A 15,039-nucleotide genomic window follows, 5' to 3' on the forward strand; every position below is an offset into this window, starting at 1 on the left:
ATATCAGGCTACCACTTGAAACGGAATGATCCGTTCTGCTACCTTTGGAACAGAACGAAACATTCCGTTTCAATAAGAGGAGTCGACATGGCCACCATCACCCCGTTCCGGATCGAAGTTCCGCAGGCCCAGCTCGACGATCTCGCCGGCCGCCTGCGCAATGCCCTGTTCCCGGACGAGCTGCCCGGCGTCGGCGATGCCTACGGCGTCCCGGCCGGTCGCGTCCGCGGCCTCGCCGAGTACTGGCTCGAGGAGTTCGATTGGCGCGCGGTGGAATCCGAGCTCAACGCCTACCCGCAGTTCACCACCGAGATCGACGGTGAGGACATCCACTTCCTGCACATCCGCTCCTCGCGCCCCGATGCGACGCCGGTGATCCTCACCCATGGCTGGCCCGGTTCGATCCTCGAATACCTCGACGTGATCGCACCGCTCACCGAGCCGGAATCGGCCGATCAGCCCGCCTTCCACCTGGTGATCCCCTCGCTGCCCGGTTTCGGTTTCTCCGGCCCCACCCGCAGCACCGGCTGGAACCGCTACCGCACCGCTCGCGCCTGGGCGGAGCTGATGACGCGCCTGGGCTACGACCGCTTCGGCGCCATCGGCAACGACGGCGGCTCGATGGTCTCCCCCGAGATCGGCCGGATCGCGCCCGACACCGTGATCGGCGTGCACGTCACCCAGCTGTTCTCGTTCCCGTCCGGCGACCCGGCCGAGTTCGAGGGCCTCTCCGAGGCGGATATGGCCGCGCTGCAACATCTTCAGTGGTTCCACGAGAACAAGATGGCGTTCAACACCCTGCACAGCCAGCAGCCGCAGACCCTGGCCTACGCACTGGCCGATTCCCCGGTGGGCCTGCTCGGCTGGAACGCGCAGCTGTTCGGCGAGACGCTCGACGCGCGGTTCGTGATCGCGAATGTGGCGCTGTACTGGCTCACCGGGACGGCCGGTTCGTCGCTGCGCTTCTACTACGAGGACGCGCACGCCGCCGAGCAGCCGACCGAACCGACCACGGTCCCGACCGGGCTGGCGATGTTCGCGGGCGATTTCCAGTCGATCCGCCGGTTCGCCGAGCGTGACCACAGCAAGATCGTCAGCTGGAACTCCTACGACACCAGCGCGGGCAAGGGCGGCGCCAACGACGCGGCCGGGCACTACGCCGCGCACGAGGCGCCCGAGGTGCTGGTCAACGACATCCGCGAGTTCTTCGCCGGGCTCGCCTGATTCGATCAGGTGCCGCGGCCCACGCTCCCCTCATCGGCGCGTGGGTCGCGGCCCATTCGAATCATGCACCAGCGCAGTGTGATACGCGCACCAAAGATGCCAATCAGTGATGCACGTGCAAGTCGGCCCAGGCCGGGAACGGATCCGCGTAGCCGGTCCACGCGCTCGCGCCCGCCGCGAACTCCGCATCGGTGAGCAGCGCGGCGTCGAGGCGGCGCCGCAGGTCGAGCGCATCGAGGCGCACCCCGATGAAGACGATTTCCTGTCCCGCGGGCACTTCCAGCTCCGACCACCACGCGCCGGGTTCGAAGGTCATATTCGGTCCGGCCTGCGACCAGATCGCCGCCAGCTCCGGACGGCTCGCGATCCAGCAGAATCCCTTGCTGCGCAACATCCCCCGCAGCTGCGCCAAGACGTCGGCCAGGCGCTGCGGATGGAACGGGCGATCGGCGACGAAGGTGATGCTGCTGATCCCGTATTCCTCGGTCTCGGGGGTATGTCCGCCCGCCAGTTCCGCTGCCCAGCCGTCGGATTCGGCGGCGACCTCCGGGCTGTAGCGGCCGGTGGCGAGCACCTCGGACAGGTCGACGACGCCCTTCTCGGTGCGCAGCACGTGGGCGCGCGGGTTGAGTTTGCGCACGGTGGCCTCGACGGTGGCCGCCGCGTTCGCGCTGACCAGGTCGGTTTTGTTGATCAACAGCACGTCGGCGAACTCCACCTGGTCCACCAGCAGATCCGCGATCGAGCGCCCGTCGCCCTCACCCGCCGCGAGATCGCGATCGGCCAGCGCCTGGCCGCGCACCAGTTCGGCCAGGAAGGTCGAGGCGTCGACGACGGTGACCATGGTGTCGAGGCGGGCGATGTCACCGAGGCGGAACCCGTCGTCGAACTCCCAGTCGAAGGTGGCCGCCACCGGCATGGGCTCGGAGATGCCGGTGGACTCGATCACCAGTTGGTCGAAGCGGCCCGCGCGCGCCAAGCCGGCGACGGCCTCGATCAGGTCCTCGCGCAGGGTGCAGCAGATGCAGCCGTTGGTGAGTTCGACCAGCTTCTCCTCGGTGCGGTCGAGGTGGCCCTGGCCCGCGACCAGCGCCGCGTCGATATTGACCTCGCTCATGTCGTTGACGATGACCGCGACCCGGCGGCCGTCGCGGTTGGCGAGGATGTGATTGAGCAGCGTGGTCTTGCCCGCGCCGAGGAAGCCGGACAGGACGGTGACGGGCAGATGTGTCTGGGTATCGGTCACGAGAATTAATGATAATGGTTTTCATTTGCAGAGCGCAGGTGGGGTCTCGCGGCGGAGTGCGCGGCCGTAGGGTTGGGGCGTGAAGATGTTGCCGCTGACCCCCGATGGTCAGACCCCCGTTCGCGCGCTCACCATCGCGGGCACCGACTCCGGCGGCGGCGCCGGTATCCAGGCCGATTCGCGCACCATGGCACTGTGCGGGGTGCACGCCTGCGTGGCGGTGGCGGCCGTGACCGTACAGAACACGGTGGGCGTCAGCGGTTTTCACGAGATCCCGGCGCAGGTGGTGGCCGATCAGGTGCGGGTGGTCGTTCGCGATATCGGCATCGGTGCGGCCAAGACCGGCATGCTCGCCTCCACCGCGATCATCGAAGCGGTCGCCGAGGTGTGTCGCGAGCTGGGAATCGGGCGCGACGGCACCATCCCACTGGTGGTCGATCCGGTCGCGGCCTCCATGCACGGGGATCCGCTGCTGCACGCCGAAGCCCTCGAGGCAGTGCGCACTACGTTGATTCCCCTCGCGACCGTCGTCACCCCGAACCTCGACGAGGTGCGCCTGATCACCGGCATCGAAGTGATCGACGACGCCACCGCGCGCAAGGCCGCCGAGGCGTTGCACGCGCTCGGTGCGCAGTGGGCGATCGTGAAGGGCGGGCACCTGCGCGCGTCGGAGTTCAGCACCGATCTGCTCTACGACGGCGACACCTTCCGTGAGTTCACCGCGCCGCGCATCGCCACCGGCAACGACCACGGCGGCGGCGACACCCTGGCCGCGGCGATCGCCAGCGCGCTGGCCAACGACTACTCGGTGCCCGACGCGGTGGAGTTCGCCAAGGAGTGGACCTACCGCTGCCTGGCCGCCTCGTACGACCTCGGCGCGGGTCACGGGCCCGTCTCACCACTCTGGAGACTGCACACCAACGCCTAGCGTGGCGTCGCGAACTTGTCGGTGCCCGGGTTCATACTGAACCCATCGCACCCCCCGCCGACCCAATGGCGTGTTCGGCGAGAACAACGGAGTTCGTGTCGGGCGCGATGGATCGACGCAGACTACAACCCACAGATCTCGCAAGAACATGGGTAACTCACCGACTCGAGCTAACCCATTCCGCACGCCCCGCCGGCCGCCGACGCAAGTCCGACACTGCCTGAGTCTGGCTAGAAGTCACGGAGAGGCGGAACAGAACGCGTCGCGTAGGGGTTTCGACGGGTCGATCTTCACTCCATTGAAGCGGGCATGCGCCTGCGCCAGCGCCGAGATGCTCTCGGCCAGATAGTCGACGAAGCGTTCGACCGGCATCGCCGATACTTCGCGTTGATTCGCCCCGAGCCACCAGTCCGTAGCCGAGGCGACCGCACCGAAAATCGAATAGTTCACCAATTCGATCCCGGTCACATCGATCGATTCCGTCGGCAGCAGGCCCGCGAAGAATTCCGCTGCCCGCCTCGCCGATTGACGGGCCGCGACCAGTGCGCGTTCGGTTTCCTTGGCCTGCTGGCTGAAATGGCTGTGCAGCATGAACCGGAAGACATTCGGGTGTGCCGACACCACCGCTACATACTCGGTGGCCGCGGTGTGGACGAGTTCGGCGATCGAATCGTCGGTGAGATTCACGCTGGTGAGCACGCGCTCCCAGAGCATGTCGCGCAGGCGGTCGACGATCGCGTTGTAGAGGTCGGTCTTGTCCTCGAAATGGCGATACAGCTTCGGCTTGGCCGCTCCGGCCTCCTTGGCGATATCGCCCATGCTCACATCGGGCCCGACCTGGTCGAGCGCCCGGAAAGCCGCATCGACGAACTCGATGCGCACCTGCACACGATGCTCGCGCCAGCGTTCGGTCCGCGCGTCGACACGACGACGCGGCGCTTCGTCCGTATTGGGGTAACCGCGCGTCACGGTAGTAATACTAGGTCGAGCCGTACCGCGGGTTACGCACCCCACCGAGAGCGGGAACACATTTGCTGAAACAGCAAAGTTTCTGGCGGTTATCAGAGGCGCCGATGCACTATCGGATGATCCGTTCACCCTGACTGACCAGGAGCATCGATGACCGAGACCGTAGCGAACGCCGAAGAGTTCTGGGAAGACTTCTACCGCGACCGTGCACAGATCTGGACCGGTAACCCGAACCCCCTTCTGGTGCGGGAGGTCGCAGAACTGACCCCGGGGACGGCCCTCGACCTGGGCTGCGGCGAAGGCGCCGACGCGATCTGGTTGGCCGAGCGCGGCTGGCAGGTCACCGCGGTCGACATCTCCGCGACCGCGATGGAGCGCGGTGCGCGGCGGGCCACCGAAGCCGGGGTGACGATCGTGTGGGATCGCCACGACCTCCAGGCGAGCTTCCCGGCGGGCACCTTCGACCTGGTGTCCGCGCAGTTCCTGCACTCGCCGGTGGAGCGCCCGGACGAGCGGGCCGGAATTCTGCGCAGTGCGGCGGCTGCCGTCGCGCCGGGTGGGGTGCTGGTGATCGGCGCGCACGCGGCCGCGCCGAGCTGGGCCTCCAGCGAGATGCACGCCCACGTGTTCCCGACCATCGAGCAGGTACTCGAGCAGCTCGAGCTCGGACCCGAGTGGCAGGCCGAGACCGCCGAGCTGGTCCACACCCCGTCGACCAGCCCCGACGGTGTGGTCGGACAGCGCGTCGACAGCGTGCTGCGCCTGCGTCGCGGCTGATCTCGATCCCCAGCAACCTCCCAGCTCGGTCCCAGCTCGGTGGCAGCGCGGCCATCGAGTGTGGGTGGCATGACTCAGACCGAGGCCGAGCAGAAGGCCATGCAGAGCAGCCGCGCGCCGGTGCTCGACGTAGTGATACCCGTCTACAACGAAGAGGTCGACCTCGGCCTGTGCGTGCGGAGATTACATAGCTATCTGCGCGCCGGATTCCCCTTCACGGCCCGCATCACCATCGCCGACAATGCCAGCACCGACGCCACTCTCGCGGTGGCCGAGCTGCTCGCGGCGGAGCTCGACGGCGTCCAGGTATTGCACCTGGACGCCAAAGGGCGTGGGCGGGCACTGCGGACCGCGTGGGAGGGGTCGGACGCGGCGGTGGTGGCCTACATGGACGTCGACCTGTCGACCGACCTGAACGCGCTGTTGCCGCTGATCGCACCGCTGGTGTCCGGGCATTCCGACCTCGCGATCGGCACCCGGCTCGACTCGTCTTCGCGGGTGGTGCGCGGACCCAAGCGCGAAATCATCTCCCGCTGCTACAACCTGCTGCTGAAAACAACGCTGCGGGCGGGCTTTTCCGATGCGCAATGCGGATTCAAAGCCGTGCGAACCGAGGTGGCGCGCGAGCTGCTGCCGCTGGTGCGCGATGGCGAATGGTTCTTCGATACCGAACTGCTGGTGTTGGCCGAGCGCGCGGGTCTACGGATTCACGAGGTACCCGTCGACTGGATCGACGATCCGGACAGCCGGGTCGACATCATCGATACCGCGCGCAAGGATCTGCGCGGGATCTGGCGTCTGACCAGGGCACTGACCACCGGCGCGCTCCCCGTGGACGAGTTGCGGGCCGCCGTCGGCCGCGAACCGCTGGTGGCCGGGGTGCCGCTCGGCATGGTCGGCCAGCTGGTGCGGTTCGCGATCGTCGGGGTGACCTCGACGCTCGCCTATATCGTCCTGTATCTGCTGTTGCAGCCGTTGGTCGGCAGCCAGGGCGCCAATCTGGTGTCGCTGCTGATCACCGCCGTGGGCAATACCGCCGCCAATCGGGCGTTCACCTTCGGCGTGCGCGGACGCGGCAATGCCGTGTCGCACCAGTTCCAGGGCTTGGCCATCTTCGCGTTCGGGCTGGCGATCACCAGCGGGTCGCTGTTCGCCCTGCACCGTTGGGCTCCCGACGCTCCCGTCGCGGTGGAGCTCACAGTGCTGATCACCGCCAATCTTGTTGCGACGCTCGCTCGTTTCGTGGGTCTGCGCTGGGTGTTCCGGCACGTGGGCGTCGACGATCCCGCCCCGGTGGTCGGGTCGGCAGAGCGCATGAGCACGCCGGGGGTGCGCCGATGACCACGACCATCGCCCCGCCGTCACCCACCGGGATCGTGAACGCCGAGCCGAGCCGAAGGCGTTGGGAACGACCGGCGTTGGCTGCGCTGCTGCTCGGCACGCTGATCGCCTATCTCATCAATCTCAGCGCCAACGGGTGGGCCAACGACTTCTATGCCGCTGCGATACAGGCGGGTTCGCAATCGTGGGAGGCGTTCTTCTTCGGTTCCTCCGATGCCGCGAACTCGATCACAGTGGACAAACCGCCCGCTTCGCTGTGGGTGATGGAACTTTCGGTACGGCTGTTCGGGCTCAACAGCTGGAGCATGCTGGTGCCCCAGGTCCTGCTCGGCGTGGCGAGCGTCGCGCTGCTGTGGGCGACGGTGCGCAGATCGTTCGGGCCGGCGGCGGGGTTGATCGCGGGCACGGCTCTCGCGGTGACTCCCGTTGCGGTGCTGATGTTCCGGTTCAACAACCCTGACGCGCTGCTTGTGTTCCTGATGATCGGGGCCGCCTGGGCGATGACGCGGGCGGTAGCCGACGGGCGCTGGCGCTGGTTGCTGCTCACCGGCGGATTGATCGGATTCGGGTTCCTCGCCAAGCAGTTGCAGGTGCTGCTGGTGGTGCCGCCCCTGGCACTGACGTATCTGATCGCCGGGCCGCCGAAGCTGGGTAAGCGGATCACGCAGCTGTTCGCCGCCGGTGCGGCGATGATTGTCGCGGCGGGCTGGTGGTTGCTCGCGGTAGAGCTGTGGCCCGCGAGCTCCCGGCCGTGGATCGGTGGGTCGCAGCACAATTCGATCATCGAACTCACCCTCGGCTACAACGGGCTCGGGCGGTTGAACGGCAACGAGACCGGCAGCGTCGGGCCAGGCGGTGAACTGCCCGCCGGCGGGAACGGGATGTGGGGCAGCACCGGGATCACCCGGATGTTCGAACCCGCGCAGGGTGGTCAGATCGCGTGGTTGATTCCGGCCGCGTTGCTCGCGCTGGTGGTCGGGCTCGCGTTGCGTGGTCGCGCGCCGCGCACCGATCGGCGTCGGGCCGCGCTGATCCTCTGGGGCGGTTGGCTTCTCGTCACCGGGTTGGTGTTCAGCTTCATGGCGGGGATCTTCCACCAGTACTACACGGTGGCGCTCGCGCCTGCCGTCGCGGCGCTGGTGGGGATCGGAGCCGTGCAGATCTGGGGTGCGCGTGATCGGCTGTGGGTTCGGTGCGCGGGCGCTCTCGCCCTCGGGCTCACCACGGCGACCGCGTGGATGTTGCTGTCGCGCAGCGCTTCCTTCCTACCCTGGTTGCGATGGGCGATCCTGGTCGTCGGTGTTGTCGCCACCGTCGCCTTCGTTTTCCCGCTGACGCGCAAGCAGTCGGTGATCGCCGCACTCGCCGCCGCCTTCATCGGGCTCGCCGGGCCGATCGCGTACTCCGTCGACACCCTCGCGTCCGCGCATTCCGGCGCGATCCCGTCCGCGGGGCCGAGCGCCGGTGGGATGCACGGAATGGGTGGACCCGGCATGCGTCCCGGCGGAGACGGTGGCAGACCCGGCGGAGACGGATCCGCCACCCCGAATGGCACGCCCCCCGACGGGGCGCCTGCGGGCGCGCAGATCGGCACGCCCTCCGGGCATGACGGGGCCGCCGCGACGGCGGACGGTTCCGCGCAGGGTACGGCCACCGCGGACGGCGTCGGCGGTGACCAGCGCATGGGCGGTGCGGGTGGATTGCTGGGCGGATCACGTCCGAGCGATCAGATCGTCACCCTGCTCGAGTCGAATGGCGCCGACTACACCTGGGTCGCGGCGGCGGTCGGTTCCAACAGCGCGGCCGGGTACCAGCTGGCCACCGAGCTGCCGGTGATGCCGATCGGCGGCTTCAACGGCAGCGACCCCTCGCCCACCCTCGAACAGTTCCAGCAGTACGTGGCCGATGGAAAGATCCACTACTTCGTCGCCGGTGGCCGCGGTGGTCCCGGCGGGAACAGTGCATCGACCAGTTCGGCGATCACCGCCTGGGTGACAGCGAACTACACCGCCACCACGGTCGACGGGGTAACCCTCTACGACCTCACCCAGCCGAAGTAGTAGCCCCCGAACACACGCCGGGCCCGGCGGATCATCTCGATCCGTCGGGCCCGGCTTCCGTGTCCCGAACCGCACTCGGTCACAGGTGCATCAGCGAGCGACGGCCACCGTGGCGGCGATCCACTCGGCGAAGGTCGGACCGGCCAGGGAGGCGTGCGGGGAAGGCAGGAGGGTGCCGTTCTCGAACTGCTCGCGGTCCGGATCGGCGGAGTCGGAGGTCTCGATGATCTGGAGGGCATCACCGCGAGCCGCTACCAGCGCGGCGGCGGCACCGGCCATCGTCTCCGGCTGGGGACCCGCGATCTCGGGGAACGGAACATCATCGGCAACAATCGGATTCACGGCGAGGTCGACCAGCGCCTCGGCGACGGTTCGCGCGGCGACCAACTGGGTGCGCATGCCCGCGATGTAGGCGACGGCGTCCTGCGTGCCCCACCCCACCATGACCTCGACGAGCTCGTGGAACTGCGCGGCACGCAGAATCTGCACCGGCAGCGCGCCTTTGAGCAGCTCCTGCTCATGGGCGAGCTTGGCCGCGTTGTAGCCCGCAAGCGAACCGTCGATCCCGATGATCGACACCACGACGAGCCGCTCCACCCCAGCCCGCTCCCCCGCCGCATGCAGATTCCGCGCGGAGGCGGTGAAGAACTCGGTCGCCACCTGCTGGTCCGCCGAAGGCGTACTGGCGGCGTCGATGACGATGTCCACCCCGGTCAGCGCCTCGTCCAGCCCCGCGCCGGTCTCGATATCCACTCCGTCGGCCCGCGAGAACGCCACCACCTCGTGCCCGCGCTCGACCAGCACATCCACCACATGCTTGCCCAGCCGCCCGGTCGCCCCGGCCACCGCGATCTTCTTCTGCTCCGCCATGATCACTCCTCCGTCGCTTCTTTCGCGTTCACAGAGTCGACGAAGTAGTCGGCCGGAGTGTGACATCACCTGGTCACGACGTCTCGAGACTTCCTCGAGGCGCGACCCAGCGGTGATTGAGATCCACCACCGACGCCACTGTCTCGAAATCGGAGTCGTAGTGGAACAGGACAAGGCGGTGTTCTATCGCAAGCACCGACGCGAGCAGGTCGTGGATGCCGACCGCGCGGTGGCGGCCCGACCGCGCGAGTTCGCGTTGAATCGTGAAGGCGCTTTGCCAGTGTTCGTCGTTGGTGGGCAGGTACTCATAGGCTGCGCGGCGTCGAAAACGAATCTGTTCGTATTCCGCCGCGCTTCGGGCGCTGTAGAGCGCCTCGGAATCGAGCGGTGCGCAGGTGGCGATCAACCCGGCCTCGAGCAACGGCCCGAGCGCGGCCCCCACATCCGGATGACGCATTCGAGCAGCCGCGCTCGTGTCGATGAGATAGCGCGCCGTTATCGCCATACGTCGTCGCGCCGATCCTTGTCGGCCATTTCGGCCATGCCGCCGTTGACCAACCATTCGACTTCGCTCGCGCGCGCATGCGCCACCACGGCCGAGTTCAGCGCGGCACGAACGGTATCGGAGACGCCAGCGGTTCCGAGCGCGTCCTGCGCGGACTCGAGTAGCTCGTCGTCGATCTCGATCAGGCGTTTGGTCATCACACAGTCCCTCGATATATATTCCCCCATGGTTGAACTATATACTCCGAAACGACCTGATCACAAGGGGTCAATGGGTGATGTTGAGGGCGGTGTGGAGGGTGGCGGCCCACTGGTCGACGATCAGTTTGCGGCGGGCGGAGTCGTCGGTGAGGACGTCGGCGAGGCCGAGGCCGCGGGCGAGGTCGAGGGTGGCCTGGACCAGGTGGTGGGCGACCGGGTCGGAGTCGTCGACGCCGAGCGCCTCGACGGCGCGGCGGTGGGAGGTCCGGCCGAAGCGGGCCTCGAGGGGGAGGATGCGCTCGCGCAGCGCCGGGTCGGCGGCGGCGTGGGTCCAGACCTGGAGGGCGGCTTTGAAGAACGGGGTGGTGTAGGACTCCACCAGCGCGGAAACGACGGCGCGCGTACGGCCTTCACCCTGGGCGACCGCGTTCACCGTCTCGGCTTCGGCCTTTGCCATGTCCATCCGGAACTCGAACATGAACTCGAGCGCGGCGGTGATCAGTTCCTCACGAGTGGGGAAATGGTGTTGCGCGGCGCCACGCGACACCCCGGCCCGCTCGGCGACCACCGACACGGTGGCAGCTGCCCAGCCGGTTTCGGCCAGGCAGTCGATGGTCGCCTCCAGCAGCCGCTGCCGGGTGGCCCGGCTGCGGTCCTGCTTGGGTTCGTGGGGTGTCGCCATCGGACTATTGTGCCCAGTTGGGTGGGCGCTTCTGGAAGAAGGCCGTCATGCCCTCGATCACCTCGGGGGTGCCGAAGAAGCTCGCCGACCGCTCGGCCAGCGCTTCCGCCTCGGCGTCGAAGGTCGCCAGCAGGGCTGCGTTGACCAATTTCTTGGACTCGGCCAGCCCCTGCGGTGAACCCTTGCGCAGCTCCCCTGACAGGCGTTTCACCTCGGCGGCGGCGTCCTCGGCGGCCACGGTGACCAGGCCGATCTCCTGCGCGGTCGCGGCGTCGAACTTCTCGCCGGTCAGGAAGTAGCGGCTCGCGGCCCGCTGGTCCAGCCGCGGCACCAGGGTGAGCGAGATCATGAACGGCGCCATCCCGATGCGCACCTCGGTGAGCGCGAAACTACTGCCCGGCCCCGCGACGACGAGGTCGCAGGCCCCGATGATGCCCATGCCACCGGCGCGGACATTGCCGTCGATCTGCGCGATCACCGGCTTGGGCGAGGCGAGGATGCCGCGCAGCACGTCGATCATCACGCGGGTGCGTTCGTCGGCGGCCACCGCGGGGTCGGCGGTGCTCGCTTCCTTGAGGTCGGCGCCCGCACAGAAGGTGTCGCCGGTGTGGGCGAGGACAATGCCACGCACGGCGGGATCAGTTGCCGCAGCATCGAATCCCGCAAGCAGCTCACGAACAAGCCTGGACGAGAGTGCATTGCGGTTGTGCGGCGAGTCGAAGGTCAGCCTCGCGAACCCATCAACAACCTCGTACCGCACATAAGGACTATCAGCCGATCCGTCCATCTAAGCCTCCTACTCAATCCACTGAATCCGCCATGACCGCCCTCCCAACCCCGACCCGCGACCCTTAGGGAGCGGCGGCCACGAAGTGGCCGGTCGCGGCCGGGTCGCCGGTTAGCCGCCGGGGCGTAGGCGACGAAGGAGCAAGCCCCGGTGGCTAACCGGCGGCCCCTAGGGGCCGCGACTCGAGCGCGCCAGCGCTCCAACAAACACAGCCTCACACCTCCTGGGACCACCGAACATCAGTAAGACCTGGGCAAACCCAACGAGTGCTGCGAAACGAAGTTCAAAATCATCTCGCGGCTCACCGGGGCGATGCGCATGATGCGCGCCGCCTGGAGCATGGCCGCCAGGCCGACCTCACGGGTCAGACCCGAACCGCCGTGGGTCTGGATCGACTGATCGAGCGCCTTGATGCTGGCCTCGGCCGCCGCATACTTGGCCATATTGGCGGCCTCGGCGGCGCCGAACTCGTCGCCCGTGTCGTAGAGGGTCGCGGCCTTCTGCATCATCAGCTTGGCCAGTTCCAGCTCGATCTTGATCTGCGCGAGGGGATGCGAAATACCCTGGTGCGCACCGATCGGGGTCTTCCAGACCGTGCGCTCCTTGGCGTATTCCACCGCGCGGTCGATGGCGTAGCGGCCGAGGCCGATCGCCATGGCTGAGCCCATGATGCGCTCGGGGTTCAGCCCGGCGAACAGCTGCGCCAGCGCCGCGTCCTCGGAGCCGACCAGGGCGTCGCCCGGCAGGCGCACGTCGTCGAAGAACAGCGTGTACTGGTGGTCCGGTTCGATGACGTCCATCTCCTGGACGTTCTTCACCAGGCCGGGCGCGTCGACCGGCACGATGAACAGCGCGGGCTTGAGCTTGCCGGTCTTGTGGTCCTCGGTGCGCGAGACCACCAGGATGGCCTCGGCCTGATCGACGCCGGAGATGAAGATCTTGCGGCCGTTGAGGATCCAGTCGTCACCGTCGCGGCGGGCCGTGGTGGTGATCTGGTGCGAGTTGGAGCCCGCGTCGGGCTCGGTGATCGCGAAGACCATCTTCGAGGTGCCGTCGGCGAGCTTGGGCAGCCAGGTCTGCTTCTGCGCGTCGGTGCCGTACTTGGTGATGATGGTGCCGCAGATGGCCGGGGACACGACCATCAGCAGCAGGCCCGCGCCCTGCGCCGAGAGCTCTTCCTGCACGAGCGCCAGCTCGTACATGCCCGCGCCACCGCCGCCGAACTCCTCCGGCAGGTTCACCCCGAGGAAGCCGAGCTTGCCCGCTTCGTCCCACAGTTCGGTGAGCGGCTCGTTCTTGCGCGAGAGCGGCAGCACGTAGTCGCGGTAGTTGTACTTGGCCGCGAGCGAGGCGACCGCCGCCCGCAGCGCGGTCTGCTCTTCGGTTTCGATGAAGCTCATGCCTGCTCCTGCTCTTCTTCCTCGACGACGGCGAGGACGGTTCCGACCTCGACCTGCTGGCCGACGGTCACATTGAGTGCGCTGAGAATGCCGGTGGCGGGCGCGGCGATGGTGTGTTCCATCTTCATCGCCTCCAACCACAGGATCGGCTGCCCCTGCTTGACCTGGTCGCCCTCGGCGGCGCCGAGGCGGATCACGCTGCCCGGCATCGGCGCGAGCAGCGAACCGGCCGCGACCTGCTCGGACGGGTCGGTGAAGCGCGGCAGCCTGCGCACGGCCACCGGTCCGAGCGGGGAGTCGATCGCGACGAGGTCGTCGTAGCGGGCGATCTCGAATTGCCTACGCACCGAGCCACGTTCGCCGGGAACGCCGAGGACGACGCGGTCGGCGGCCACCGAGATCAGCTCGAGACCCTCGTGGCCCTCGACCTCGACACCGGTGCGGGTGAAGCGGTAGCGCACCTCGTGGGTACCGGTGGTGCGGCTCTCGTAGGACTTGGTCTGCGGCTGCGACGGCAGGTTGCGCCAGCCGCTCGGGGTGAGCCCGGCCAGGCGCGAGGCGCTGCGGTTGGCAGCTGAATCAGCCAGCGCCGCGGCCACGATCGAGAGTGCCTCGTCGGCCTCCGACGCCAGCGGCGCCGAGAGCACGGCCAGGTCATGGGTGGCGAAGAAGGCGGTGTCGGTGTCACCGGCGAGGAACGCCGGGTGGCGCAGCACCCGCACGAGCAGATCACGGTTGGTGACCAGGCCGTGGAGCTTGGCGCGCTGGAGCGCGGTGGCGAGCAGATGCGCTGCCTCCGAACGGGTTTCGGCGTAGGAGATCACCTTGGCCAGCATCGGGTCGTAGTGCACGCCGACCAGCGAGTTGTCCACGACGCCGGTGTCGAGACGCACGCCGGGCTGCTCGAGGACGGTGAATTCACCGGCGGTGAAGGGAATCTCGATCTTGTGCACCGGGCCGCTCTGCGGCTGCCAGTCGTTGGCGGGGTCCTCGGCGTAGAGGCGGACCTCGATCGAATGACCGCGCTGCGCGGGCTGGGTCGCGGGCAGCGGCAGACCCGAGGCCACCTGCAATTGCAGGCGGACCAGGTCGAGGCCGGTGGTCTGCTCGGTGACCGGATGTTCCACCTGGAGCCGGGTATTCATCTCCAGGAAGAAGAAGTCGCCCTTCTCGTCGGCCAGGAACTCGACGGTGCCCGCGCCCTCGTACCCGATCGCCTCGGCTGCCAGCCGCGCCGCCTCGAACAGCCGCTCACGCATGCCGTCGACCTTCTCGACCAGCGGCGACGGGGCTTCCTCGACGACCTTCTGATGACGACGCTGGATCGAGCACTCACGCTCGCCCACCGCCCAGGTCTTGCCGAAAGTGTCCGACATGACCTGGACTTCGATGTGGCGGCCGGTTTCCAGATAGCGCTCGCAGAACACCGTCGGATCGCCGAAGGCCGACTCGGCCTCGCGCTGCGCGCCGGCGATCTGATCCCGCAGCTCGGCGAGGTCGCGCACCACGCGCATGCCGCGACCGCCACCACCGGCGGACGCCTTGATCAGCACGGGCAGGTGCGCGTCGGTGACCTCGGCCGGGTCGAGCTCGGCGAGCACGGGGACACCGGCGGCGTCCATCATCTTCTTGGACTCGACCTTGGAGCCCATCTGCTCGATGGCCGCGACCGGCGGACCGATCCACACCAGACCCGCGTCGAGCACGGCCCGCGCGAATTCGGCGTTCTCGGAGAGGAATCCGTAGCCGGGGTGGATCGCGTCGGCACCGGCCGACAGGGCGGCCTCGATGATCAGCTCGCCGCGCAGGTAGGTCTCGGCGGGTGTGTTGCCGGGCAGCCGGATGGCGGCGTCGGCCTCGGACACGTGCGGCGACGCGGCATCAGCATCGGAATAGACCGCGGTGGTCCCGATACCCATTCGCCTGCACGTGGCGAAGACACGGCGCGCGATCTCACCACGATTGGCAACGAGAACGTTGGTAATAGGCCCGCCCGTCGCCCGACCGCCGCCCCTCACCGAATCGCTTCGCGATGCAGTCATTGTTTGCC

At 67.9% G+C, this 15,039-nt stretch carries 14 protein-coding genes; 5 read left to right on the forward strand and 9 right to left on the reverse strand.

Annotated elements, in window-relative coordinates; all coding sequences use genetic code 11:
- The first annotated feature begins 87 nt into the window (after nt 1–87).
- A complete protein-coding gene (locus tag QX204_RS30340; RefSeq protein WP_301903893.1) occupies nt 88–1,224 on the forward strand; it encodes an epoxide hydrolase family protein in 1,137 nt (378 codons plus the stop codon).
- A 103-nt stretch (nt 1,225–1,327) separates the two neighbouring features.
- Here QX204_RS30340 and QX204_RS30345 read toward each other — a convergent pair whose 3' ends face one another.
- Nucleotides 1,328–2,470: a GTP-binding protein gene (locus QX204_RS30345; protein ID WP_301903894.1), complete on the reverse strand. Its 1,143-nt coding sequence runs from the start codon at nt 2,468–2,470 to the stop codon at nt 1,328–1,330.
- 79 nt (nt 2,471–2,549) lie between these two features.
- Between QX204_RS30345 and thiD the strand changes: the two genes are divergently transcribed.
- A complete protein-coding gene (gene thiD / locus QX204_RS30350) occupies nt 2,550–3,398 on the forward strand; it encodes a bifunctional hydroxymethylpyrimidine kinase/phosphomethylpyrimidine kinase (protein ID WP_301903895.1) in 849 nt (282 codons plus the stop codon).
- Nucleotides 3,399–3,635: 237 nt separating this feature from the next.
- Here thiD and QX204_RS30355 read toward each other — a convergent pair whose 3' ends face one another.
- Nucleotides 3,636–4,367, reverse strand: a complete 732-nt coding sequence (locus QX204_RS30355; RefSeq protein ID WP_301903896.1) for a TetR/AcrR family transcriptional regulator — start codon at nt 4,365–4,367, stop codon at nt 3,636–3,638.
- A 150-nt stretch (nt 4,368–4,517) separates the two neighbouring features.
- Between QX204_RS30355 and QX204_RS30360 the strand changes: the two genes are divergently transcribed.
- The 3 genes from QX204_RS30360 (at nt 4,518) to QX204_RS30370 (ending at nt 8,545) form a co-directional block, all read left to right on the forward strand.
- The gene (locus QX204_RS30360; RefSeq protein WP_301903897.1) at nt 4,518–5,144 is read left to right on the forward strand and encodes a class I SAM-dependent methyltransferase; all 627 of its coding nucleotides are present in this window, start codon (nt 4,518–4,520) and stop codon (nt 5,142–5,144) included.
- A gap of 69 nt (nt 5,145–5,213) precedes the next feature.
- A complete protein-coding gene (locus QX204_RS30365; RefSeq protein ID WP_301903898.1) occupies nt 5,214–6,485 on the forward strand; it encodes a bifunctional glycosyltransferase family 2/GtrA family protein in 1,272 nt (423 codons plus the stop codon).
- On the forward strand, nt 6,482–8,545 hold the full coding sequence (locus tag QX204_RS30370; RefSeq protein WP_301903899.1) for a glycosyltransferase family 39 protein: 2,064 nt from the start codon (nt 6,482–6,484) through the stop codon (nt 8,543–8,545). The genes QX204_RS30365 and QX204_RS30370 overlap by 4 nt, the downstream gene beginning before the upstream one ends.
- A gap of 90 nt (nt 8,546–8,635) precedes the next feature.
- Here the strand turns inward: QX204_RS30370 and QX204_RS30375 are convergent, their stop codons facing one another.
- From QX204_RS30375 to QX204_RS30405, 7 genes are all read right to left on the reverse strand, one after another.
- The gene (locus QX204_RS30375; RefSeq protein ID WP_301903900.1) at nt 8,636–9,415 is read right to left on the reverse strand and encodes an SDR family oxidoreductase; all 780 of its coding nucleotides are present in this window, start codon (nt 9,413–9,415) and stop codon (nt 8,636–8,638) included.
- Between the two features lie 73 nt (nt 9,416–9,488).
- Nucleotides 9,489–9,920 (reverse strand): PIN domain-containing protein, encoded by a 432-nt coding sequence (locus tag QX204_RS30380; RefSeq protein ID WP_301903901.1) that lies wholly within the window; start codon nt 9,918–9,920, stop codon nt 9,489–9,491.
- Nucleotides 9,911–10,117: a hypothetical protein gene (locus QX204_RS30385; RefSeq protein WP_056814932.1), complete on the reverse strand. Its 207-nt coding sequence runs from the start codon at nt 10,115–10,117 to the stop codon at nt 9,911–9,913. The genes QX204_RS30380 and QX204_RS30385 overlap by 10 nt, the downstream gene beginning before the upstream one ends.
- Nucleotides 10,118–10,187: 70 nt before the next feature.
- Entirely contained in the window at nt 10,188–10,802 is a 615-nt protein-coding gene (locus QX204_RS30390; RefSeq protein ID WP_056814935.1) for a TetR/AcrR family transcriptional regulator, read from the reverse strand.
- Nucleotides 10,803–10,806: 4 nt separating this feature from the next.
- Nucleotides 10,807–11,589, reverse strand: a complete 783-nt coding sequence (locus QX204_RS30395; RefSeq protein ID WP_301903902.1) for an enoyl-CoA hydratase family protein — start codon at nt 11,587–11,589, stop codon at nt 10,807–10,809.
- A 239-nt stretch (nt 11,590–11,828) separates the two neighbouring features.
- A complete protein-coding gene (locus QX204_RS30400) occupies nt 11,829–12,989 on the reverse strand; it encodes an acyl-CoA dehydrogenase family protein (RefSeq protein WP_301903903.1) in 1,161 nt (386 codons plus the stop codon).
- Entirely contained in the window at nt 12,986–15,031 is a 2,046-nt protein-coding gene (locus tag QX204_RS30405) for an acetyl/propionyl/methylcrotonyl-CoA carboxylase subunit alpha (RefSeq protein ID WP_301903904.1), read from the reverse strand. Before QX204_RS30405 ends, QX204_RS30400 begins: the two co-directional genes overlap by 4 nt.
- Nucleotides 15,032–15,039 lie beyond the last annotated feature (8 nt).

This window comes from Nocardia sp. PE-7 (assembly GCF_030486425.1).
Lineage (GTDB): Bacteria > Actinomycetota > Actinomycetes > Mycobacteriales > Mycobacteriaceae > Nocardia > Nocardia salmonicida_A.

Excerpts from the sequence above, each read along its gene's own strand:
- QX204_RS30385 (WP_056814932.1), bottom strand. The coding sequence starts at position 10,117 with ATGACCAAACGCCTGATCGAGATCGACGACGAGCTACTCGAGTCCGCG.
- QX204_RS30380 (WP_301903901.1), bottom strand. The coding sequence starts at position 9,920 with ATGGCGATAACGGCGCGCTATCTCATCGACACGAGCGCGGCTGCTCGA.
- QX204_RS30360 (WP_301903897.1), top strand. The coding sequence starts at position 4,518 with ATGACCGAGACCGTAGCGAACGCCGAAGAGTTCTGGGAAGACTTCTAC.
- QX204_RS30370 (WP_301903899.1), top strand. The coding sequence starts at position 6,482 with ATGACCACGACCATCGCCCCGCCGTCACCCACCGGGATCGTGAACGCC.
- QX204_RS30405 (WP_301903904.1), bottom strand. The coding sequence starts at position 15,031 with ATGACTGCATCGCGAAGCGATTCGGTGAGGGGCGGCGGTCGGGCGACG.
- QX204_RS30375 (WP_301903900.1), bottom strand. The coding sequence starts at position 9,415 with ATGGCGGAGCAGAAGAAGATCGCGGTGGCCGGGGCGACCGGGCGGCTG.
- QX204_RS30390 (WP_056814935.1), bottom strand. The coding sequence starts at position 10,802 with ATGGCGACACCCCACGAACCCAAGCAGGACCGCAGCCGGGCCACCCGG.
- QX204_RS30365 (WP_301903898.1), top strand. The coding sequence starts at position 5,214 with ATGACTCAGACCGAGGCCGAGCAGAAGGCCATGCAGAGCAGCCGCGCG.
- QX204_RS30340 (WP_301903893.1), top strand. The coding sequence starts at position 88 with ATGGCCACCATCACCCCGTTCCGGATCGAAGTTCCGCAGGCCCAGCTC.
- QX204_RS30400 (WP_301903903.1), bottom strand. The coding sequence starts at position 12,989 with ATGAGCTTCATCGAAACCGAAGAGCAGACCGCGCTGCGGGCGGCGGTC.
- QX204_RS30395 (WP_301903902.1), bottom strand. The coding sequence starts at position 11,589 with ATGGACGGATCGGCTGATAGTCCTTATGTGCGGTACGAGGTTGTTGAT.